We start from the raw sequence: 20,719 nt of genomic DNA on the forward strand, positions 1-20,719 counted from the left end.
CGCCGGCCGACGCGACTGAAATGAACGAAACAATCCGATGGAGATACGCAATAAGTAGGAAACTTGTTTTCCGCAGATTCATCGCCCATGAGCTAAGATAATCGCACGAGCGTACCTTTCCATTTCCTGTCGATGGCGAGCCTGATTCAACTCGGAGGATAAGATGCCAAATTTCATTGATACGCCCGGCGCGCATACCATTCACGGGTCGAATATCGACGATTACATCGTGGGCAACGACGGGGCGGATATCCTCTACGGTGAGGATGGAAACGACCTCATCTATGGCGGAACCGCCGGGGGAGCGGTCGATCCCAGCAACGACACGATCTACGGCGGCGACGGCAACGACAACATGCATGGCGAGGCCGGCAACGACACGATCAGCGGCGAGGACGGCGACGACTACCTATACGGCGAAGACGGCAACGACACCCTTTCGGGCGGCAGCGGCGCCGACACCATCTATACCGGCATCGGAACCGACATCGTCAGCGGCGGCGCCGGAAACGACGTCGTTTACGCCACGCTCGGCAAGGCGACGGTCGATGGCGGAACGGGATTCGATTTCCTCGAGATCAACCGCACCACCGCGGCGAACGCCTATACATACGTTCTCAATGGCGCGGCGGCGGGAAACTCCGACGGCAGCTCGAGCACATCGATCGAGCAGTTCCGCTTCTACGGCGGGTCGGGCGCCGAGACGATAACCGCCGGCAGCGACAACGATACCCTCTATGGCGGCGCGGGCGGCGACGTCCTGAACGGCGGCGCCGGCGCCGACTCGCTCTACGGCGAAGCCGATGGCGACACCCTCAGCGGCGGCGCCAGCAACGACTACATCATCGCCGGCGCGGGTGCCGACACGGTGAACGGTGACGACGGCAACGACACGATCTACGGCGGCACCGGAGGCGGCGCGGTCGACGCCAGCAACGACGTCCTGAACGGCGGCGACGGCAACGACAACATCCATGGCGAAGCCGGCAACGACACCGTCAATGGCGGCGACGGCAACGATTACCTGTACGGCGAGGACGGCAACGACACGATCGATGCCGGCACCGGCAACGACGTCATTTACACCGGCACGGGAACCGACACGGTCAAGGGCGGCACCGGCGACGATACGATCTATGCCGATATCGGCGACAAGAACATCGATGGCGGCACCGGCTTCGACCTTCTCCAGGTCAATCGCGGCGCCGACGCGACCGGCCATGTGTTCAAGCTCAATGCCTCGGCGGACGGCACCGTGACCGCGGGGATCGAGCGGCTCGTCTACTATGCCGGCTCGGGAGACGACGAGATCACCAGCGGGACCGGCGATGACATCCTTTACGGCGCCAACGGCGACGACAGGCTGGTCGGTGCGGAGGGAGCCGACTCGCTCTATGGCGAAGCCGGCGCCGACAGGCTCTACGGCAAGGACGGCAACGACTACATCATTGGCGGAGCCGGTTTGGACTCGCTGTCCGGCGGCGACGCCAACGATACGATCTATGGCGGCACCGGCGGAGGCGCCTCGGATGTCTCCAAGGACACGATCACCGGTGGCGAGGGCAACGACAACCTCCATGGCGAGGGCGGAAACGACGTCATCACCGGCGACTCCGGCGATGACTACATCTACGGCGAGGACGGCAACGACAACCTGTCCGGCGGCGGCGGCAACGACAACATTTATGGTGGGCTCGGCGCCAACACCTTGAACGGCGACGCCGGCGACGACTACCTCGCGGTCGGCCTCCTCGCGCAGAAGGTCTACGGCGGGGACGGCTTCGATACGCTGGACTTCACGCGGACGACCGACGTGGCGGGGCTCACCCTGACGGTGGATGGCGGCGCCGCCAGCGACGGCAGCGTCGTGTCGTCGATCGAGCTGTTCCGCTTCTACGGCGGCACCGGCAACGACACCATCGTGTCCGGCAGCGGCGACGACACCCTTCGCGGCAACGACGGCACCGACGTTCTGGAGGGCCGGGACGGCAACGACACCCTCTACGGCGACGTCGGCACGGACACGTTGAGGGGCGGTGACGGCAACGACTACATCATCGGCGGCGCCGGGGCCGACGGGCTGAACGGCGCGGACGGCAACGACACGATCTACGGCGGCAACGCGGGCGGCGCCGTCGACGCCAGCAACGACAAGCTCTATGGCGGCGACGGCAACGACAACCTGCACGGTGAAGCCGGCAACGACACCATCACCGGCGACAGCGGCAACGACTACCTCTACGGCGAGGAGGGCGCCGATTCCCTCGATGGCGGCAACGGCGCCGACACGGTCTACGGCGGTGCCGATGCCGATACCATCGTGGGCGGTTCCGGCAACGACTATCTTTCCGGTGATGCCGGCAACGACAAGATCGACGGCGGCAAGGGCAACGACACCCTGCTCGGCGGCGCCGACAGTGACACCTTCATGTTCACGACGGCGCTCAGCTCCGTCGACAACGTCGACACCATCCAGAGCTACGTCGTCGCCGACGACGTCATCCAGATCGACAATGCCGTGTTCAGCGGCGGCGGGCTTGCCGTCGGCACGCTGACGGTGGCTCAGTTCAACACCGGTGCGGCGGCGTCCGATGCCAGCGACCGGATCATCTACAACTCGCTGACCGGAGCGCTCTTCTACGATGCCGACGGCTCCGGTGGCGGCGCGCAGGTGCAGTTCGCCACGATCAGCACCGGCCTTGCGATGACGAACTCCGAATTCGTCGTCATCTAGCCCGCGACGACGGATCGATTTTCCGGCGCCGGACGAAAGTCCGGCGCCGGATGCTTTCGTCCATGGTTTCCTTGCCGGGAGCGCGGCTCTCCAGAGCCGCTCATCGGATGTGGCAATCCGAAGAAGAGCGGCTCTGGAGAGCCGCGCTCCCGGCAACTTGATTCGCTCAAAGGGCTCACGCGCTTTCAGGAGCCGATCTTCGCCCATGTCCGCTGCCGCACGCTTCGCCGCCCATGCGCTCGGGACGCGCTTCGCCGATCTGCCGGCGGCAGCCGTCGCGCGGGCCAAGGTCTATGTGCTGGACAGCCTCGGCGTCGGCATCGCGGGCTCCTCGGTCGAAGGCGGGGAGGGGCTGGTGCGCGTCGCGTCCGGCTGGGGCAGCCCCGCCGTGCCGGTCTGGGGCCGCACGGAGCGGCTGTCCGCGCCCGCCGCGGCGTTCGTCAACGCCTGGCAGATGCACAATCAGGAATACGACTGCCTGCACGAGGGCGCGGTCGTCCATGCCATGGCCACGACCCTGCCCGCGGCGCTGGCGGCCGCCGGGCTGCGCGGCGGGGTGAGCGGTGCCGAGCTGATCGCCGCGGTAGCCGTCGGCGTGGACATCGCGGCGGGGCTGGGGCTCGCTTCGCAGGCCGGGTTTCGGTTCTTCCGCCCGGGCACCGCGGGCGGCTTCGGCGCGGTGGCGGCCGCGGCGCGCGTGCTGGGGCTCGACGGGGCCACGCTGGAAGCCGCCTTCGCCTGGCAGCTCGCGCAGGCCAGCGGCACGATGCAGGCCCATACCGAGGGCAGCCCCATCCTGCCGGCGCAGCTCGCCTTCAACGCCCGCGCCGCGCTGCAGTCCTGCGAGCTGGCGACGCTGGGGTTCGAGCCGTCGCGCGCGGTGTTCGAAGGGCCCTATGGATATCTCGGCGTCTTCGAAGGCGCCTTCGCGCTGGAGCCGGTCCTGGAAAGCCTGGGCCGCGACTGGCGGATCGCGGAATTCAGCCACAAGCCCTTTCCCGCGGGCCGCGCCACCCATGGCGGCATCGAGGGCGTCATGGCGCTGCAGACGCAGCATGGCTTCACGGCGGCGGAGGTCGCGCGGGTCGAGATCGCCGCGCCGCCCTTGATCGTGCGCCTCGTCGGCCGGCCGCTGCGGCCCGGCGCGGGGGCGAGCTATGCCCGCCTGTGCATGGCCTACGCGGTGGCGAAGTTGCTGCAGAAGGGATCGCTCGACCTCGCGGATTTCCGCGGCGAGGCGCTGGCCGATCCCGCCACGCACGCGCTGGCGGCGTGCGTGGCGACGCGCGACGACGGCAACCCCGATCCCAACGCGCTCGCGCCGCAGACCGTGACGGTGCATCTGAAGGACGGCACGGCGCTGTCATGGCGCTGCGGGACGATGCTCGCCAACCCGGCGCGTCCGCTTACGCACGAGCAGCATCTCGCCAAGTTCCGCCGCTGCCTCGATTTCTCCGCCACGCCGCTGGCGCCCGATACGGCCGAGCGCCTGATCGACACGGTCGACCAGCTGGAAGAGCTCGAGGACGTCCGTGATCTCGCGGCCATGGCCGCGGCTCCGGGATAGTCACGAAGTCTTCGCGTTTCGCGCCAACTGGCGGACATAGAGGGCGCCCCAGCCGAGACCGAGGACAGCCGCGGTCAGCGAGCCCGCGAGCACGCCGAGCTTGGCGGCGCTCAGGAGGCTTTCGTCCGCGTAGCCGAGCATGGCGATGAAGATCGACATGGTGAAGCCGATGCCGGCCAGCAGGCCGATCAGGAAGATGCCGCCCCACGAGACACCGTCGGGCAGCCGGCCGAGCCGCAGCCGGACCATGAGCCAGGTGACGACGACGATGCCGAGCGGCTTGCCGACCACGAGCGCGAGCGCAATGCCCAGCAGCACGCGCATCGGCTCGTAAGCGGCGAAGTCGACCCCGCCGAGGCTGACGCCGGCATTGGCCAGCGCGAACAGCGGCATGATCACGTAGGCCACCCAGGGATGCAGCGCTGCCTGCACGCGCACGACCGGCGGCAGGATCTCGCGCTGTGCGAGCGAAAGCTGATGCAGCGGCCGGGCGAGCGAGCGCTCGTCCTTCGCCGCGACGGCGTCATTGTCGCGCAGCTCGGAGGCGACGCGCGACACCACCTCGACAGGATCCTCGCGCATCGGCCGCGAGCGCACCGGCGTCATCAGGCCGAGCACGACGCCGGCCAGGGTCGGATGCGCGCCGGTCATCAGCACGCCGCCCCAGATCAGCGCACCCGGCACGACATAGAGGAGCGCCGTGCCGACCCCGATGCGCTGCATCGCCAGCACCATCAGGATGCCGAGCCCGGCGATCGGGAAACCGGCAAGGTCGAGCCCGCCCGAATAGAAGAAGGCGATGATCAGCACGGCGATCACGTCGTCGATGATGGCGAGCGCCAGCAGGAAGACGCGCAGGTCCGCCGGGATCGTGCGCCCGAGGAGCGCCAGCATGCCGACGGCGAAGGCGATGTCGGTCGCGGTCGGCACCGCCCAGCCTTGAGCGCGCGTCGGATCGGCGTTGAGCGCCAGGTAGATCAGCGCCGGGGCGATGACGCCTCCGGCCGCAGCGGCGACCGGAAGGAGGGCCTGCTTCGCCTCGCTGAGCGCGCCTTCGTGGATCTCGCGCCTGATTTCCATGCCGACGACCAGGAAGAAGACGGTCATCAGCCCGTCGTTGATCCAGAAATGCAGCGATTGCGAGTAGGCGAAGCTGCCGATGCCGAGGGAGACGGGCAGATGCCAGAGATCGTGGTAGCCGTCCGCGAGAGGCGAGTTGGCCCAGACCAACGCCACGGCCGCCGCCGCGAGCAGGACGAGGCCGCTGACCGCCTCGATGTGGAGGAACCGCTGCAAGGTCTCCAGCGCCCGCTCGGTGGCGGCCTGGGGCGCGGGCACCTTGCGGCGCTGGGATGACGGCTGTCGAGTCATGGGCATACGCACTCCGCGCGGCGGCCCGACCTGCGCTTTACACCTGCCTGACGCCTCAATGCGACGGACACCCGATGCCCCTGCATAGCCGATCCTGCGGTCCGCGCAAAGCAGTCACGCCGCCGCGGTTCGAACCGGAAGGGGCCACCCTTCCATTCGACGACGGACCACAGCTGGGGCGGAACGCGGACCGATGAACTACACCGCCCGCAGGTGGCGCGACCGGGCCTGACGCAGCGCACCGTCGAGTTGCTCGCGCTTCTTCTTCCAGCGCGTTTCCTCCGCGGCCAGCCTCCTGTCGAGCGCGGCACGTGCCTTCTCGATGTCCGCGATGCGCGCCGCGTGCGCGCGCTCGGCTTCCCCGAGCACTGCTTCGGCGGCCGCAACGGCCTGCTCGCGACGCTCGCGTTCCTTCTTCCGCACGGCCTCCTCGCGACGGGACTGGCGCTCGCGCCGCTTCTGCTCCCGGTCGAACGCGACGACGGCCGCGCGCGTGGCCTTCCCGTCCGCAGGCGGGGGCGCCGGCGTGGTGGATGTCGATGGCTGCTTCGGCGCCGGTCGAACCGCCCGGCTGATGTCCTCGATATTGGGGAGGTCGGCCTGTTCGGTATAGGCGCGGTTGCTGCCGACCGGCCGCCGCAGGATCACGCCCGGCTTGGCCATCGTGGCGGCAACGGTCTTTGGATCGTCGGAAAGCCTGGCAAATCCCTGATGGAACAGGTTGCTCGTCGAGCCCCAGGCTTCGAGGGCCGCCTTCATCGAGGGCGCCGCGACGGCCAGGTCGAAGAAGCCTGCGGAGGTCGTATAGGTCTTGAGCTTCCTAGCCACGGTTCTCGTAGCGCAGGATGCTGATCTTGCCATCGGCCTCCACGTAGGCCGCCTTCACCTCGGCGCAATCCTGCACGCCCTGTTCGCGCAGCTGGGTCATCAGCTCCTCGAAGGTGATCAGCTCGGCGCGCATGTTCCGGCGCAGCAGCTTGCCGCCGTCGATCAGCTTGAGCTTCGGTTCCCTGACCAGCCGCTCGAGCCCGGGCACGTGGTATTGCAGCCATTCGATGCCGTAGGTCCAGAGCAGCACCGTGGCGACGGAGATGGCGCCGCCCACCACCGAGAAGGACTCGCCGTTGATGCCGTTGCCCGCGATCTCCGCCACGAGGACGACGACCAGCAGGTCGGACGTGCCCAGCCCTCCGGTGTGCCGGCGCAGCACCAGCCGGAGGAGCACGAAGAGGATGAAATACATCGCCGACGCCCGGACGAAGAGCTCCAGCACCGATTGCGTCGGCAGAAAGACGTCAGCCCAGTCGACGGGCGCAAGAAATTGTCCCAGAGACACTCGACGCCCCTTCAATGCTTGCAGAAGCGCGTGCACAACGCCCGCCCCCGGGTGGTCGTTGCAACGGTCCGGGGCGACATTTGTTCAGGGCGACTCGAAGGACGTGGCAACGGTGCCGGAACACGGGAGTTTGGCAAGGTCATGCACGGTGCCACCCTTCGAGACGCTCCGCTGCGCTGCGCTCCTCAGAGTTTGTGAATTTTTCGTCGGTCTTGTCCTCGGCGGCTGATTGAAGAAACAAAGATCCCTCGCTGCGCTCGGGATGACAGCATTGTTGTCATCCCGAGCGCAGCGAGGGATCTTTCGTTTCGTCGACTCCACGAATGAAGAAGCTGGATTGAAAAATTCACAGGCTCTCAGGGTGAGGCAAGTAGGTAGCGAGATGCGATGACCGGTCTGGCAACCCTCCCGCCTCATCCTGAGGAGCGCAGCGCAGCGGAGCGTCTCGAAGGATGGCGACTCGAAGGACGTGGCAACGCTGCTGGTAACACGGGAGTTTGGCAAGGTCGTGCGCGTCGCCCACCCTTCGAGACGCTCCGCTGCGCTGCGCTCCTCAGGGTGAGGTAAAGGGTAGAGAGATCATCCTTGAGTCGCCGAGTCGATTTTGAGGGGCAAGCCAAAGTTAGCGCCCATGGCGCTCAGCCCGTCCAGCGCCAGTTGCGGATCTCGGGCAGGTCCTGGCCGTGCTCGCTGATGTAGAGCTTGTGGCGCTCCATGCTGGTCCAGTACCGCGCCTTCGCCGTTTCCACCTCGGCGCTCAGGCGCGGAATGCGCCGGATGGCGTCGTAGGCGAGCTGATAGCGGTCGAGGTTGTTCAGCACGACCATGTCGAACGGCGTGGTCGTGGTGCCTTCCTCCTTGTAGCCGCGCACATGGATATTGCGATGGTTGTTCCGGCGGTAGGTCAGCTTGTGGATCATCGCCGGATAGCCGTGAAAGGCGAAGATCACCGGCCTGTCCGCCGTGAACAAGGCATCGAAATCCTCGTCCTCCAGGCCGTGCGGGTGCTCGGACTGGGGCTGCAGCACCATCAGGTCGACCACGTTGACGACACGGATGCGGATGTCCGGAACGTACTCGCGCAGGAGGGACACGGCCGCGAGCGCCTCGACGGTCGGCACGTCGCCGGCGCAGGCCATGACCACATCGGGATCGCCGGCGTCGTTGCTCGCCCAGTGCCAGATGCCCGCGCCGGCGGTGCAGTGGCGGACGGCCGAATCCATGTCGAGCCACTGCCACTCCGGCTGCTTTCCCGCCACGATCAGGTTGATGTAGTTGCGGCTGCGCAGGCAATGGTCGGTCACCGACAGCAGGCAGTTCGCGTCGGGCGGCAGGTAGATGCGCACGACGTCGGATTTCTTGTTGGCGACGTGATCGATGAAGCCCGGGTCCTGGTGGGAGAAGCCGTTGTGGTCCTGCCGCCAGACGTGCGACGTGAGCAGGTAATTCAGCGAGGCGATCGGCTTGCGCCAGGCAATGGCGCGGCTGACCTTCAGCCACTTCGCATGCTGGTTCATCATCGAGTCGATGATGTGGATGAAGGCCTCGTAGCACGAGAACAGGCCATGGCGTCCGGTGAGGAGGTATCCTTCGAGCCAGCCTTCGCAGAGATGCTCGCTCAGCACCTCCATGACGCGTCCGTTGGCGCTGAGATCGATATCGACTGCTTCGACCTCGGCCATCCACGCCTTTCCCGTGGCGTCGAACATGGCCTCCAGCCGGTTGGACGCGGTCTCGTCCGGCCCGAACAGGCGAAAGTTCTGCTTGGCCAGGTTGAGCTTCATCACGTCGCGCAGGAAGGGCCCGAGAACCCGTGTGGCTTCCGCCTGCACGGCGCCCGGCCGGGGCAGCTTCACGGCATAGTCATGGAAGTGCGGCATCGACAGCGGCTGCAGGCGTGCGCCGCCGTTGGCATGCGGATTGGAGCCCATGCGGCGAAGGCCCGTCGGTGCGAGCTCGGCGAACTCTTCGCGAAACTTGCCGCGTTCGTCGAAAAGCTCCTGCGGCCGGTAGCTCCTCATCCATTCCTCGAGCTGCGCGAGATGCTCCGGCTTGCTGAAATCGGCGATCGGGACCTGATGCGCACGCCATGTCCCCTCGACGGGATGGCCATCGACCATTTTCGGTCCCGTCCAGCCTTTGGGCGTGCGGAAGACGACCATGGGCCAGCGCGGGCGTTCCTGGCTCTCGTCTTCGCGGCGGGACCGCGCGGCGCCCTGGATCTCGCGAATGCGCGCCAGGATGACGTCGAGCGTCGCGGCCAGGCTCTGATGAACGAGCGCCGGATCGTCGCCTTCGACGAAATGCGGCTCGTAGCCGTAGCCGCGCATCAGCTCGGTCAGTTCCTGCCGGCCGATGCGCGCCAGCACGGTCGGATTGGCGATCTTGAAGCCGTTGAGGTGCAGGATCGGCAGGACCGCCCCGTCGCGCGCGGGATTGAGGAACTTGTTCGAATGCCAGCTCGCCGCCAGCGCACCGGTTTCCGCCTCGCCGTCACCGACGATGCAGGCGACGATCAGGTCGGGGTTGTCGAACGCCGCGCCATAGGCATGGGCAAGGGAATAGCCGAGCTCGCCTCCTTCGTGGATCGAGCCCGGAATGTCCGCCGATACGTGGCTGGGAATGCCGTAGGGCCAGGAGAATTGCCGGAAGAGCCGCTGCAGTCCGGACCGGCTGCGTTCGATCGCCGGATAGTGCTCGGTGTACGAGCCCTCCAGGTAGGCATGCGCCACCAGCCCCGGCCCGCCGTGCCCGGGACCGATGACATAGATCATGTCGAGATCGTTCTGCTTGATCAGCCGGTTGAGGTGGACATAGAGGAAGTTCAATCCCGTCGTCGTGCCCCAATGGCCCAGCAGCCGCGGCTTGATGTGGTCGATCGTCAGCGGCGATTCGAGCAGCGGGTTATCCTGCAGATAGATCTGCCCCACCGTGAGATAGTTCGCCGCCCGCCAGTAGGCGTTCATTTTCCTGAGGAGATCGGGCGACAGGCAATCGGTCATTCGTTTTCTCCGGGGTGCGATTCGGGGGGAGCCTCGATGATGACCTGAAGCGTGTGCGTGTCGTTTGCGGATCACGCGGGTCGACAGGGGTCGTGCAACTGGTCGCTTCGAGGTGCAGGCGGGCGGACTATAGGCTTGAAGCTTCGCTCGAAGAAGCCGGGCGCTCCGTCACTCCCACGCCGAGCGAGCCGGAATGGAAGCGGCGTCCGAGGAAGAAGAACGAACGACGGGAGCGCGCGTTGCGCCCCGGCCCGGTCGCCGAACCATCCGTGACTGGTATAAGACGATCACGCGGCGCCCCCTCGCTTATCCTGCCGCGCGGACCGCGGAGCCTATCATCCATCCTCTCTATCTCGCGCTCGGCGCGATGACGGTGCAGCAGACCTTCGCGACGATGGGGCGCTCGACCGTGCCGCTGATCGCGCCCGCCATCGTCGCCGATCTCGGCGTCGATCCGGCGCTGGTCGGGGTCTATGTCGCGATCGGCGCCGTCGCGGGCTTCCTGACGACGATGGGCTGCGGCGGGCTGATCGTGCGCTACGGCGCGCTGCGCATGACGCAGGTTGGCATGCTGGCGCTGGCGCTCGGCCTGTCGCTGCCGGCCAGCGGCTGGCTGGCGCTGTTCGCGCTGGGCGCGTTCGTCGGCGGCCTGGGGCAGGCGATCTCCACGCCGTCGAGCTCGCACCTGCTCGGCCGGCTCGCGCCGCCGCGCACCGCGCCGCTGGTCTTCTCGATCAAGCAGACCGGCGTGCCGGCCGGGCTGATGCTGGCCGGCGTGGTGACGCCGATGCTGGCCACCGAGACGGGCTGGAGCACGGCGCTGCTGGCGATCGGCGGTGCCTGCGCCGTCACCGCGCTGGCGCTGCAGCCGATGCGCCGGCGCTTCGACGTCGACCGGATCGAGGGCCATCCGCTGTCGCCGGCCGACATCCGCGCCAACGTGGCCTCGGTGCTGCGCGAGCCGGCGCTGCGCGCGCTGTGCGTGGCGATGTTCAGCTTCGTCGGGCTGCAGTCGCTGTTCACCGGCTTCTTCGTGCTCTACCTCGTGCGCGGCCTGGGCTACGAGCTCGAGCGCGCCGGGCTGGTGTTCGCGATCGCCGTCGCCGTGGCGGTGCCCGGCCGCATCGGCTGGGGCTGGCTCGCCTCGCGCCTGATCCGGCCGGCCACCTTGCTGGCGCTGCTCGGCGTCGGCATGGCGGGGGCGGCGGCCTTGACGGCGGCGATGGATCCGGGCTGGCCGACCTGGCTCGCCGCCGTCGTCGCCAGCCTGTTCAGCGCGACGGCGGTGAGCTGGCACGGCGTGCTGCTGGCCGAGGTGGCGCGCCTCTCGCCGCCCGGCCGCATCGGCTCGACGACCGGCGCGGTCCTGGCCTTCGGCGACGCCGGCGCGTTCGTCCTGCCGCTGCTGTTCAGCGCCGCGCTCGCCGTCACCGAAGGCTACGGCACGGGCTTCGTGATCGGCGGCACGCTGGCGCTGGGAGTGGGGCTGTTCGGGTTGAGGCGGCGGTTCGGGGGCGGGGGCGTTTGACGGGAACGGTCTGCGGGGAGCGTCGATCGGTGTTCAGATCGATAAACGTTCGTTAGATTTCCGGACATGTATGTCTACTGGTGGCACGTCCGGGGGCTGCGTGCCGTCAAGGTCGGGCACGCCTCGGAGCCGCGACGGCGCGTGAGTGAGTACCGCCACGAATACGGGTTGGGCGGAAAGGACGTGCGCGTCTGCAAGCTGGGCCGCGGCACCGATGCCGAGTGGGTCGAGCGCCAGCTGTACCGCGCGCTCGAGATCAAGGGGCTTCGCCGGGCCGCATTGCGATCGGAGGATTCGGAGGAGGAGCTTTTCGCCCTGGGCGGCCGCACGTTCGAAGAGGTGCACCAGCTCCTGCGCGATACGGCGCGCCACATCGTTTTTGCGGAGATCAGCAATCAGAGAAAGCTACGAAGGCGACAGGAGCTGGAGGTCGCGCACGAGCCGGCGCCCCACGTGCCGGAACCGGAGCTGGAGCCGGAGATGGATCCGGAGCACGAAGAGCTGCGCCCCGAGCCCTATCGCACCGCCGCACCGCCTCCACGCCCTGCCACGGCGCGGCTCTGGCTCTATCTGGTCGGAGCAATCGTCGTGTCGGGCCTTGCCGCGGTCTGGATCGGCGACGACCACGCGCTGGGCTGGGGTTCGGCAAAGCTGACGGAGCCGGAAAATCCGCGCGTTGCGGCCGCTGCTCCGGGCGGCGACTCCGTGGCCGCGCCGCCGCGCGGCAACGGACATGGAGAGAGTGACACCCCTGTCGTCAATGCAAGCGAGGTGGCGCGAAGAATCGCTGCGGTGCCGTCACGAGAGCCCTTGCCCGAGTCCCCCAAGCCGGCCGAAACCAGGCCTGAGCGACCGCCCGAATCGAACCAGGCCGCCGCACCGGTAGCGCCCCCGCCGCCGCCGCCCCCGCCGCCGCAGGCAGTGTCCCGTCCCGCAGCACCGCCGCCGCTGCCGCCACCGCCACGCGAGCGACCGCCCGAATCGAACCAGGCCGCGCCGCCTGCAGCGCCACCGCCGCCGCCCCGTCCTCGGGAGGCAGCGCCTCGCACCGCAACAGCGCAACCGCCGCCACAGCCATCGGCAAGGGAGACACAGCCCCCGAGGGAGCAATGCCACGTATCCCGGCCGAAGCCCGGATACCGGGTTTACCTCGTGACGTGTCCGGACTCGCGCGCGACGATCGGACGAACCGTCGATACGCCGACCGGCTGGACGGTGAGCGAGAGCGTCAACGGGACCGAGGCCATCGAGTTCTTCATGAAGAGCAAATACGCGCGATGAACGCGATGCCCGGCTGCGCCTGACCCCTCAGTCGCCCGGCGCCTCGGTTGCCGGATCCGGCGCCCAAACCGGTGACTGCGGCGGTACGGGCTCGGGCGGCGCGGTCGGGGGCGGCGAGGGCGCAACCGGCGCAGAGGTTGCCGGCAGAGGCGTGGCACCGCATTGGGCCATCAGGTAGAACGGCTTGCCGGTCTGGTGGCGTCCTCTCTCCAGCCTCGTCGACCAGGTGACCTCGGTCGCTTCATTGGAAATCTGCCGGAGGTCGTACACTTCGACGGGAATGCCGGTCACCGGAATCAAAAATGTGACCGTTGCGCGCCGTTGATTTCTGTCGAGCTGGAGCGATGCCTTGTAATAAAGCGTCGTCTGCGTCGACAGGCAATTCGCCAGCTGGTCGTAGCGCGCGGCGACGGTGCCGCGCCAAACGACGCCGGTCTTCTTGACATCATCGGGTGTCCCGCAACCACTCAGGAGCAGCGCCACGGCTATTCCGGCAATTCTGAGCTTCACTTACTTCCTCCTGCGGAGTCGACGGGGGCTTGGCTCGGCGAGGCGAGGTCTTCCGGTTTCATGGCACCTCGAAGCCTATCTGCTGGCGAGCCGGTTTCAAACATCACGAAGAGGGTCCGCTGCGGTTCAGCCAGCGTGCGCGAGCGGTGGAGCTCGATATACTCCCGGCAACAAAAACGTGCCGGGAGGCAACGACCATGGGTGCATTCAAGGCCGCGATCGGCCGTCGGCTCTTCATGTCCGCGTCGGCGGCCGGCATGGTGGCCGCGCCGGCCATCGTCTCGGCGCAAGGCGACTGGCCGAACCGGCAGATCCGCGTCGTCATTCCCTATCCGCCGGGCGGGCCGTCGGACATCACGACCCGGCTCGTGCTGGAGCGTGCGAGCGCGCTGCTCGGCCAGAGCGTGCTGTACGACAACCGGGCCGGCGCGAGCGGCGCGATCGGCGCCGAGCACGTCAAGAATTCGCCGGCCGACGGCTACACCTTCCTCACCACCACGACGGCGATGGTCTGCATCACCCAGCACCTGCAGCCGCTGCCCTACGATCCGGCGAAGGATTTCGTGGCCGTCGCCCGCACCGCCACCTCGTGGGTGGGCATGGGCATCAATCCCCAGGTGCCGGCCAACACCCTCCAGGAGTTCATCGCCTACGCCAAGGCCAATCCGGGCAAGATCAACTTCGGCTCGGCGGGGCTCGCCACCATCACCCAGCTCTACGGCGAGATCTTCAACATCGAGGCCGGCGTGAAGATGGTGCACGTGCCCTACAAGGGCAGCGCGCCGGCGACCAACGACCTGCTGTCGGGCCAGATCCAGGTGCAGTTCGATCCGACCACCTTGCCGCACATCGCGGCCGGCCGCCTGAAATGCTTCGCCGTGCTGGGCGAGCGGCGCTGGCCCGGCAAGCCGGACGTGCCGACGCTGAAGGAGCAGGGGCTGGGCAAGATCGGCGGCGACGCCTGGTACGGCCTGCTGGCGGCGAAGGGCACGCCGCAGCCCGCGATCGAGAAGCTGTCGAAGGCGATCGGCGAGGCGGTCAAGGACCCGGCGGTCAACGAGAAGCTGGTCGCCAGCGGCAACTATGCGAGCTACCAGGACCCGGCGACCTTCGCCGCCACCATCGAGGCCGATCGGAAGTCGTTCGGCGAGATCATCCGGACGGCCGACATCAAGCTCTGATCAAGGCCGGGAGCGCGGCGTGTATTGGCCCGCTCGGGTCGCCGGGGGCGCGTCACTCCAGTGACGCGTCATGGGATGCAGCAACGATGAGGAAGAGGGGCCGCTGGAGTGGCGCGCGCCCAAGCGAATCGCATCTTGAAATCAGAAGGCTCACAAGCTCTGAGTGCAGCGATCTCACGCGGGCACCAGCATCGTTGATCTGTTGCCGCAGGTCCTTCACTCTATCTAGGAAGACCGCGAAAGAGCCTGCGGCTTTCCTCCTCGTCATCCAGATCCTCCCGGCGATTGCGGAAGGTTTAAGCGATGGCCAGACCAAAGAGGGCATCCACAACCATGTCGATGGTTTCCAGCTTTTGGAAGCGGCCAATTGGCAGGACCCTGATGTTTGGTCGAAAGGCCTTCTGCCCGTTCCTGTCGCCCTTCGAGTGACGCGCCACGCGGTCTCCGAGTGAAAGCGGCGGCTCCCCCGGCCCGGCGCCAAACCAGAGATAGGGGCCGAGCTCGACGGTCTCCGGATCGAACCGCATCCAGATCACGCACCCTCCGGGCTTCGTTTGCAGATTGACGTTGACCGGCACGGTGGCGGTCTTTGCGCCTCGATGACTGGATTTGAGCTGGATGTACCTGAGCACCTGGTTTGCTTCGATCGCTACATCATACCCGCCCATGTCGACTTCGGCCCGAAGCACTTCCATATTGCGCATCTTCCGCCGCCACAGGCATCGCAACAGTTCGCCGATGAACAAGTGCTCGAGCAGCTTCTCCCGGGCGCTGGAATGCGCCGACTCGACAGGCAAGGCAGCGGCGGAAAGCGACGTGGTCTCCATGTTCCTCACGAGCGACATCGAGTTCCCGAGTTGCTTGATGTGCCGGCTTGAGTCCAATGAAATGAGCCCAGCAACATCGCTATCACTGGTCGTTCCCTGTTGCCCGGAGATTGTACTCGGCGCGCGTCTTCCTCATCGTTGCTGCATGCCATGACGCGTCACTGAAGTGACGCGTCCCCGGCAACCCGATCCGGCCAAAACCTTCGCGAGTTCCCAGGACAACAGAGTTGCGCTCAAGGCTTCCCGGCCAGGACCTCATCGAGCTGGGTCTGGAGCTGGACGACCGTCACCGGCTCGTTGGTGATGACCAGGCTGGCGACCTGGGCGGGCAGCGGTGCGCAGCGTTCGGCGTTCTTCATCGCTTCGTCGCTGTCGGTGTACTGTTCGGTACGCAAGTGCTCGAGGGCGACGCGCAGGTGGTAGGCCTCGCGCCGGTTGGGCTGGCGGCGGGCGCGCTCGAGCCCGCGCAGGAAACGGCCGATACGCTGGGCGACGTCGCGGTGAGGGGTGCCTTCTTCGGCGGCAGGGTTCGAGTTCACGACGGATGACCAATTGGTTACTGGGCTGAAGCGCCTCGCGGCACTCCGCCTCTCTCGTCATCCGAATGGGCCGCGGATGCAAGACCCTTCTCACGCGGTTCGTCTATCGATTGGCGCGGGGATGACGCCGTTGCCCCGGTCCTGGCGCTTTCCGCGACGGGTGAGCGATGACGGCCAGGCCGTCGCCGCCCACGCGCGCCCCGGTCAGGTCTTGAGATTCACCGCGGCGTCCTTGCCGCGGTCCTGCTGGACATCGTAGGTGACCTTCTGTCCTTCATTGAGGCCGTTCAGGCCGGCTCGTTCGACTGCACTGATGTGGACGAACACATCCTTGCCGCCGCCATCGGGCTGAATGAAACCGTAGCCTTTGGTGGCGTTGAACCATTTTACAGTGCCTGTAGCCATGACGTGCCTCCTTGTAGTGGGCGTGGATAGTCTGCGGCGCGGAGTGCACAGGAGTCCAGCGCCGGCGTGGGTTGCAATGCCGTCAGGTCAGTCCGCCACGCGAAGCGGCGATGCGGTTCCAGATGAAGAGGACCACGACGGCGCCGACGATGGCGCCGATGAAACCGGCTCCCTGGTCGGGCCGGTACCAGCCCACGGACTGGCCGATGAATGTCGCGAGGAAGGCGCCGGCGATGCCGAGGGCCGTCGTCAGCAGGAAACCTGCGGGCCGGTTGGGCCCGCGCGACAGCAGGCGAGCGACGATGCCGGCCACGAAGCCGATCAGGATGATCCAGAGCATGTCGAACTCTCCTTACGCCCGGTCGATCTCTTGCGGCGAGGGCAGGCGGCCCTGCGGCGTGAGCTTGTCGACGACCTCGGGGAGCTGCTGGCTCAATCCCGCAAGCAGCTCCTCGCGGCCGAGGCCGGTCTTTTGCGTCAGGAAGTCGAGCTGCTCCGGCGTCAGCACCTGGGCGAGATCGGCCGGCGGGATCGTCCTGTTCTGGCCGGTACCGACCCACGACTCCGCCAGCTCGCCCTTGCCGGAATTCTGGAACTGCTTGATGAGATCGCCGAGCCCGCCGCTCAGGATGCCGCCCAGGCCACCGCTGCCGGCGGCTGAAGCGCCGCCGAGGCCGAGCGACTGCAGCAGGCCGCCGAGGCCGTCGCCGGCTGCCGGCGCGCCCGGCGGGAGGTTGCCCTGAGGGTGCTGCGCCGGCTGGGGGGCATTGTTGAAGCTCTTGACCGCCTTGTAGGCGAGGAGGCCGAGAGCGGCCAGGATGATCGGCGACATTCCGCCGCCGCCGCGTCCGCCGCCGCCGCGGGGACCGTTGCGCATTCCCGTCAGGATATCGAACAAGCCCACGGCCATCTCCTGTTGCTGAGTAGCGGAGGCAACGCAGGCCGCCGCCGCGACGTTGCGGCAGTGACAGGAGATATTGGCGAGCGGGAGCGGCAAATCTGCAATTTGGCAAATTTGGACGTGATCGCCATTTGGTTGGGTGATAGGTAGCAATTCTGAGCAAGGCGTTTTGCGCCGGAGAGAGGCGCGGGACCTTACGGAGATGCAGCAGGCCGAGATGGGCAAAGGCCGCTCGACTCCGTGAGAGGATGGAGGGCAACCATGCTGTCACGCCGCGAGTATCTGGAGTGGTCCCTCAAGGACTACAAGGACAGGGAATACAAGTCGGAGGCGGAGAAGCGGTTCTTCGAGACGATCGAGAACCCGCCCGAGCCGACTGAGGATCTCAAAGAGATGGTTCGTGAGTTCGGGAAATACGCGAAGTAGCATCGATCTCAGGAAGTTGGCGATCAGGCCGCTCGGTCGTAGCATGGATCGAGCGGCCTTTTGCTGTGGCGAGCCGGAGCTCGACGCCTTCTTCCGCGACCACGCCCTGGACCATCACGTTGGACACAAGGCGAGGGTCACCGTCGGCCTCTATGACGGCGAGCTGGTCGGTTTCTACTGGCTCATCGCCCAGAGCTTTCCGCTGAACAAGGTGTCGGCGGAAGCGGAGCAACAGTTCGCGCACCTCGGCGCGACACCCTGCGTCTACCTGGGCATGCTCGGGACGCAGCAGGGCCGGCAGGGCAACGGCATCGGCAAGACCCTGATGCTCCACGCCATGCGCCAGACCCTGTCGATCGCCGAGCGCCTCGGCGTGTACGCCTTGACGCTCGAGGCGATAAACGAACGGCGTGCCCGGCAATACGAGCAATGGGGCTTCGCGTACTGCGTCGAGGGGGCGCTCGACATGTACATCGCGCTGCCCACGATGCGAAAGGCGGGCCTCACACCGCTGGCATGAGCCTCCGAGCGCCGCGACTTCCCGGATTGACGTTCCTGTTTTGTTCTCATATGACTCGTGCCAGCAGGGAGGTGCGGCCGATGCGGAATGCGATGGACGGGGATACCGGCTCGACGCTCTTCCGGAGCGCCGTCCCCTTGCTCGGGGTATCGTGCCAGCGGTGCTCGCACAGGGTGCTGCTCAGTGTCGAGCAGCTGGCGGCGCATGCGAACGACCGCCGTGAGCTGCGCCGGCTGCCGCTGCTCTGCCGGTGCGGCTCCAAGGCCGTGCACCGGGTGCTGCTGGAAACCCCGGACGAAGCCCCGGCCTTTCTCGCCGGACATCAGCCGGCCGCGGAGGGGCACGGCAGCGGCCTGTGGTCGCCCCGCTTCTGACTCATGCTCTTCCGGACCGCGAGCCTCCGGCTCGCTCATGCTCATGAGCGAGCCGGAGGCTCGCGGTCCGGAAGAGCATGAGCGCCATCACGCCGCCTCCCGTACGTCGACCGCCGCGCGCGCCTTGCGCCACGCCGCCACTGCTGCGAGGAAGCCGCGCTTGATCCGCCGCCGCGCGGCGAGCAGCGCACGCCGGCCCGCGCGGTCGTTGAGATGCCAGCGCGACCACGGCCCGACGATGAGGCCCTCCTGCGTCTTGAGATGGCTCGCCCAGTTGAGCACCAGCGCGGCGGCGTGCTCGTGCGGCAGCCGGAATTCGGCATGCCAGGTCGAATCGGCGCGGCTGTCGATGAAGGCGCCGAGCGTGTGGCGCGCAACCAGCTCGAGCGTGTCGAGCTCGGCATGCCTCAGCTCGGCGGTGCAGGCCGCGATCGCCCAGCGGCGAAGGTCGGTGGTGCCGGGATCGTGCGAGGAAAGGGCGGTGCGCCCGGCGCGGACGCGCTCCCGCGCCGCCGCGATGGCGTCGCCGATCGTGCCGGATGGGGCGGGGCTGAGATCGGCGGCGGCACCGTTGGGCATGGCGGCTCCCTTTGCTGCTTGGGCAAAGAGATTTTACGAAAATCGTAATTTATCCGCAAATCATATTTGACGATATCCGCTGGGAGCGCGGCTCTCCAGAGCCGCTCATGGCATATTGGCAATCCGAAGAAGAGCGGCTCTGGAGAGCCGCGCTCCCAGCGCATCGATTTGTCAGTCCTCCCGCTTCTCGGTGATGCGGTAGGCCTTCGACCAGATGGTGCGCAGCAGGTCGAAGTCCCTGAGCTCGTTGAACTGCCGCACGCGCCACGAGCGCTCGGTCGAGCGGATCAGGCGCTTGACCATCGCCTTCATCGTGCCGTCGGGCAGATCCTGGATGAAGACGTGGTCGCGGCCGGCCATCGGCGGCAGGGACGGATTGATCACGACCTGCGTGCCGTGCTCGATCGCCGGGCTCATGCTCGTGCCCACGACATAGAAGGCGAAGGGATTCTTCACGCCGCGCATGCGGTCGGAGCGGTGGATATAGTCGATCGGATCGGGCGTGAGGACGATCGCGCCGTCCTCGCCCGCCTGCGCGCTCGCCCACACCGGCACGTCGGGCCGGCCGGGCGGATGGAGCACCGGCAGGATCGGCGCGGTCGCCACCGCGCCGGGGAACGCGGCCGGCCCGGCGACAGCTGTCGCGGCCAACGCAGATGGCGGCAGCCCGTCGATGGCGGCCATGACATCGGCCACCGTCATCTCGAGATAGGCCGCGAGCGGCGCCACTTCCGATCGCTTGATCTGCCGGCCGCCCTTGATGATCTCCGTCACGCGCGACGGATCGAGCCCCAGAGCCGCTGCGAGGCCGGTCTGGGTCTTTCCCTTGGGACGCAGGAATCGGATGCGATCCTTGATCCAGATCATCCCGGAAAATTACCGCATTTTTTCCGATCGTGCTAACGAAAAACGTAAATCATTGCTTGCGATAAAATTGCGAATATCGTAATTCATGATCCATGACCCGCCAGCAATCCCGACTGTTGCAGTTCATCGCCGAGTACCAGCGCGCGCACGGCGGCGAGGTGTCGCCGAGCCTCGACGAGATGGGGCGGGCCCTCGGCCTCAAGTCGAAGGCCGGTGTCCACCGCCTCCTGGTGCGGCTCGAGGACGCCGGCCGCATCGCCCGCGACCCGCGCCGCGCGCGCTCGGTCCGGCTGGTCGATCCGACCGTCACCGTTGCGGAGTTCCGCGCCATCGTCCTGCGCCTGGCCGAGCGCGAGGGGCTCGCCGGCACGGTCGGCCTGCTGCAGTCGCTTGCGGACCAGCTTGCCGCGCGCGTGGTGAGGGCCGCCTAGATGCGCAGCCTGCGCGAGATCCAGAACGACATCGCCTCCCTGGCCCTGGCCCTCGCCGCGCTCGAGAAGGAGCGCGACGAGGCGCGGGCGGTGCGGCAGCTCGGCATCGTCGCCGATTTCGACGCCGGCCTGGCGCGCACCGCGATCGCGGAGAAGTGGGACGTGGACTACGGCTACGTCGCCGGCGTGCTGCACAAGGCCCGCCGCACCGAGCGGACGCGGCGCGCGAGGGATCTCACGCTCGCCCAGCGCGCCCACTACGAGATCGCCCTGCGCGGCGGCGCTTCGTCCGCGCTCGCGCGCCGCATCGCCGAGGCCGTCGCGTGACGGCCGGGGCGAT

General features: G+C 67.3%; 22 protein-coding genes. 10 read left to right on the forward strand and 12 right to left on the reverse strand.

Translation table 11 applies throughout. From position 1 onward, the window contains the following. Positions 1–163 precede the first annotated feature (163 nt). Together ACQY8M_RS20825 and ACQY8M_RS20830 are read left to right on the forward strand one after the other, a co-directional pair. Positions 164–2,734 carry a calcium-binding protein gene (locus ACQY8M_RS20825; RefSeq protein ID WP_428659057.1) on the forward strand — a complete coding sequence of 857 codons (2,571 nt, stop codon included), beginning with the start codon at positions 164–166 and terminating at the stop codon, positions 2,732–2,734. 205 nt (positions 2,735–2,939) lie between these two features. Beyond that, positions 2,940–4,301 (forward strand): MmgE/PrpD family protein, encoded by a 1,362-nt coding sequence (locus ACQY8M_RS20830; protein ID WP_428659059.1) that lies wholly within the window; start codon positions 2,940–2,942, stop codon positions 4,299–4,301. On the opposite strand, the gene nhaA is transcribed toward ACQY8M_RS20830, so the two are convergent. The 4 genes from nhaA to ACQY8M_RS20850 form a co-directional block, all read right to left on the reverse strand. Continuing rightward, positions 4,302–5,672, reverse strand: a complete 1,371-nt coding sequence (gene nhaA / locus ACQY8M_RS20835; RefSeq protein ID WP_428675422.1) for a Na+/H+ antiporter NhaA — start codon at positions 5,670–5,672, stop codon at positions 4,302–4,304. A gap of 198 nt (positions 5,673–5,870) precedes the next feature. Beyond that, positions 5,871–6,431, reverse strand: coding sequence for a cell envelope biogenesis protein TolA (locus tag ACQY8M_RS20840; protein WP_428659062.1), 561 nt, complete (start codon positions 6,429–6,431; stop codon positions 5,871–5,873). Positions 6,432–6,492: 61 nt separating this feature from the next. After that, complete coding sequence (locus ACQY8M_RS20845) at positions 6,493–7,008, reverse strand: DUF421 domain-containing protein (protein WP_428659065.1); 516 nt, start codon at positions 7,006–7,008, stop codon at positions 6,493–6,495. A 638-nt stretch (positions 7,009–7,646) separates the two neighbouring features. Continuing rightward, positions 7,647–10,010: a phosphoketolase family protein gene (locus tag ACQY8M_RS20850; protein WP_428659068.1), complete on the reverse strand. Its 2,364-nt coding sequence runs from the start codon at positions 10,008–10,010 to the stop codon at positions 7,647–7,649. 367 nt (positions 10,011–10,377) lie between these two features. Here ACQY8M_RS20850 and ACQY8M_RS20855 point away from each other — a divergent pair, with 367 nt between their 5' ends. Both ACQY8M_RS20855 and ACQY8M_RS20860 read left to right on the forward strand, forming a co-directional pair. After that, positions 10,378–11,538, forward strand: coding sequence for an MFS transporter (locus ACQY8M_RS20855; RefSeq protein ID WP_428659071.1), 1,161 nt, complete (start codon positions 10,378–10,380; stop codon positions 11,536–11,538). Between the two features lie 66 nt (positions 11,539–11,604). Then, on the forward strand, positions 11,605–12,819 hold the full coding sequence (locus ACQY8M_RS20860) for a hypothetical protein (RefSeq protein ID WP_428659074.1): 1,215 nt from the start codon (positions 11,605–11,607) through the stop codon (positions 12,817–12,819). 27 nt (positions 12,820–12,846) lie between these two features. Here the strand turns inward: ACQY8M_RS20860 and ACQY8M_RS20865 are convergent, their stop codons facing one another. After that, positions 12,847–13,329, reverse strand: coding sequence for a hypothetical protein (locus tag ACQY8M_RS20865; RefSeq protein ID WP_428659076.1), 483 nt, complete (start codon positions 13,327–13,329; stop codon positions 12,847–12,849). Between the two features lie 197 nt (positions 13,330–13,526). On the opposite strand from ACQY8M_RS20865, the gene ACQY8M_RS20870 reads away from it, so the two are divergent. Next, a complete protein-coding gene (locus ACQY8M_RS20870) occupies positions 13,527–14,510 on the forward strand; it encodes a Bug family tripartite tricarboxylate transporter substrate binding protein (protein WP_428659079.1) in 984 nt (327 codons plus the stop codon). Positions 14,511–14,806: 296 nt separating this feature from the next. On the opposite strand, the gene ACQY8M_RS20875 is transcribed toward ACQY8M_RS20870, so the two are convergent. From ACQY8M_RS20875 to ACQY8M_RS20895, 5 genes are all read right to left on the reverse strand, one after another. Continuing rightward, the gene (locus ACQY8M_RS20875; RefSeq protein ID WP_428659082.1) at positions 14,807–15,337 is read right to left on the reverse strand and encodes a hypothetical protein; all 531 of its coding nucleotides are present in this window, start codon (positions 15,335–15,337) and stop codon (positions 14,807–14,809) included. Positions 15,338–15,570: 233 nt separating this feature from the next. Next, positions 15,571–15,876: a hypothetical protein gene (locus ACQY8M_RS20880; protein ID WP_428659085.1), complete on the reverse strand. Its 306-nt coding sequence runs from the start codon at positions 15,874–15,876 to the stop codon at positions 15,571–15,573. Positions 15,877–16,080: 204 nt separating this feature from the next. Further along, positions 16,081–16,281: a cold-shock protein gene (locus ACQY8M_RS20885; protein ID WP_428659088.1), complete on the reverse strand. Its 201-nt coding sequence runs from the start codon at positions 16,279–16,281 to the stop codon at positions 16,081–16,083. Between the two features lie 82 nt (positions 16,282–16,363). Then, on the reverse strand, positions 16,364–16,621 hold the full coding sequence (locus ACQY8M_RS20890; protein ID WP_428659091.1) for a GlsB/YeaQ/YmgE family stress response membrane protein: 258 nt from the start codon (positions 16,619–16,621) through the stop codon (positions 16,364–16,366). A gap of 12 nt (positions 16,622–16,633) precedes the next feature. Further along, positions 16,634–17,185, reverse strand: coding sequence for a YidB family protein (locus ACQY8M_RS20895; protein ID WP_428659094.1), 552 nt, complete (start codon positions 17,183–17,185; stop codon positions 16,634–16,636). Between the two features lie 258 nt (positions 17,186–17,443). Between ACQY8M_RS20895 and ACQY8M_RS20900 the strand changes: the two genes are divergently transcribed. From ACQY8M_RS20900 to ACQY8M_RS20910, 3 genes are all read left to right on the forward strand, one after another. Then, positions 17,444–17,608, forward strand: a complete 165-nt coding sequence (locus ACQY8M_RS20900; protein WP_428659097.1) for a hypothetical protein — start codon at positions 17,444–17,446, stop codon at positions 17,606–17,608. Between the two features lie 43 nt (positions 17,609–17,651). After that, positions 17,652–18,128: a GNAT family N-acetyltransferase gene (locus ACQY8M_RS20905; RefSeq protein ID WP_428659100.1), complete on the forward strand. Its 477-nt coding sequence runs from the start codon at positions 17,652–17,654 to the stop codon at positions 18,126–18,128. Between the two features lie 80 nt (positions 18,129–18,208). Next, complete coding sequence (locus tag ACQY8M_RS20910) at positions 18,209–18,502, forward strand: hypothetical protein (protein ID WP_428659103.1); 294 nt, start codon at positions 18,209–18,211, stop codon at positions 18,500–18,502. Positions 18,503–18,589: 87 nt separating this feature from the next. Here the strand turns inward: ACQY8M_RS20910 and ACQY8M_RS20915 are convergent, their stop codons facing one another. Beyond that, complete coding sequence (locus ACQY8M_RS20915) at positions 18,590–19,081, reverse strand: hypothetical protein (RefSeq protein WP_428659105.1); 492 nt, start codon at positions 19,079–19,081, stop codon at positions 18,590–18,592. A 171-nt stretch (positions 19,082–19,252) separates the two neighbouring features. After that, a complete protein-coding gene (locus tag ACQY8M_RS20920) occupies positions 19,253–19,948 on the reverse strand; it encodes an XRE family transcriptional regulator (RefSeq protein ID WP_428659108.1) in 696 nt (231 codons plus the stop codon). 92 nt (positions 19,949–20,040) lie between these two features. Between ACQY8M_RS20920 and ACQY8M_RS20925 the strand changes: the two genes are divergently transcribed. Together ACQY8M_RS20925 and ACQY8M_RS20930 are read left to right on the forward strand one after the other, a co-directional pair. After that, complete coding sequence (locus tag ACQY8M_RS20925; RefSeq protein WP_428659111.1) at positions 20,041–20,379, forward strand: LexA family protein; 339 nt, start codon at positions 20,041–20,043, stop codon at positions 20,377–20,379. After that, entirely contained in the window at positions 20,380–20,706 is a 327-nt protein-coding gene (locus tag ACQY8M_RS20930; protein ID WP_428659113.1) for a hypothetical protein, read from the forward strand. It begins immediately after the preceding gene. Positions 20,707–20,719: the final 13 nt, after the last annotated feature.

Source organism: Reyranella sp. (assembly GCF_965279465.1).
Classification (GTDB): domain Bacteria; phylum Pseudomonadota; class Alphaproteobacteria; order Reyranellales; family Reyranellaceae; genus Reyranella.

Bases quoted from the DNA above. Each gene is read 5' to 3' on its own strand.
- ACQY8M_RS20870 (WP_428659079.1), top strand. From the start codon at position 13,527: ATGGGTGCATTCAAGGCCGCGATCGGCCGTCGGCTCTTCATGTCCGCG.
- ACQY8M_RS20900 (WP_428659097.1), top strand. From the start codon at position 17,444: ATGCTGTCACGCCGCGAGTATCTGGAGTGGTCCCTCAAGGACTACAAG.
- ACQY8M_RS20825 (WP_428659057.1), top strand. From the start codon at position 164: ATGCCAAATTTCATTGATACGCCCGGCGCGCATACCATTCACGGGTCG.
- ACQY8M_RS20890 (WP_428659091.1), bottom strand. From the start codon at position 16,621: ATGCTCTGGATCATCCTGATCGGCTTCGTGGCCGGCATCGTCGCTCGC.
- nhaA (WP_428675422.1), bottom strand. From the start codon at position 5,672: ATGACTCGACAGCCGTCATCCCAGCGCCGCAAGGTGCCCGCGCCCCAG.
- ACQY8M_RS20925 (WP_428659111.1), top strand. From the start codon at position 20,041: ATGACCCGCCAGCAATCCCGACTGTTGCAGTTCATCGCCGAGTACCAG.
- ACQY8M_RS20930 (WP_428659113.1), top strand. From the start codon at position 20,380: ATGCGCAGCCTGCGCGAGATCCAGAACGACATCGCCTCCCTGGCCCTG.
- ACQY8M_RS20860 (WP_428659074.1), top strand. From the start codon at position 11,605: ATGTATGTCTACTGGTGGCACGTCCGGGGGCTGCGTGCCGTCAAGGTC.
- ACQY8M_RS20855 (WP_428659071.1), top strand. From the start codon at position 10,378: ATGACGGTGCAGCAGACCTTCGCGACGATGGGGCGCTCGACCGTGCCG.
- ACQY8M_RS20850 (WP_428659068.1), bottom strand. From the start codon at position 10,010: ATGACCGATTGCCTGTCGCCCGATCTCCTCAGGAAAATGAACGCCTAC.
- ACQY8M_RS20875 (WP_428659082.1), bottom strand. From the start codon at position 15,337: ATGGAGACCACGTCGCTTTCCGCCGCTGCCTTGCCTGTCGAGTCGGCG.
- ACQY8M_RS20905 (WP_428659100.1), top strand. From the start codon at position 17,652: ATGGATCGAGCGGCCTTTTGCTGTGGCGAGCCGGAGCTCGACGCCTTC.
- ACQY8M_RS20915 (WP_428659105.1), bottom strand. From the start codon at position 19,081: ATGCCCAACGGTGCCGCCGCCGATCTCAGCCCCGCCCCATCCGGCACG.
- ACQY8M_RS20910 (WP_428659103.1), top strand. From the start codon at position 18,209: ATGCGGAATGCGATGGACGGGGATACCGGCTCGACGCTCTTCCGGAGC.
- ACQY8M_RS20920 (WP_428659108.1), bottom strand. From the start codon at position 19,948: ATGATCTGGATCAAGGATCGCATCCGATTCCTGCGTCCCAAGGGAAAG.
- ACQY8M_RS20830 (WP_428659059.1), top strand. From the start codon at position 2,940: ATGTCCGCTGCCGCACGCTTCGCCGCCCATGCGCTCGGGACGCGCTTC.
- ACQY8M_RS20885 (WP_428659088.1), bottom strand. From the start codon at position 16,281: ATGGCTACAGGCACTGTAAAATGGTTCAACGCCACCAAAGGCTACGGT.
- ACQY8M_RS20840 (WP_428659062.1), bottom strand. From the start codon at position 6,431: ATGAAGGCGGCCCTCGAAGCCTGGGGCTCGACGAGCAACCTGTTCCAT.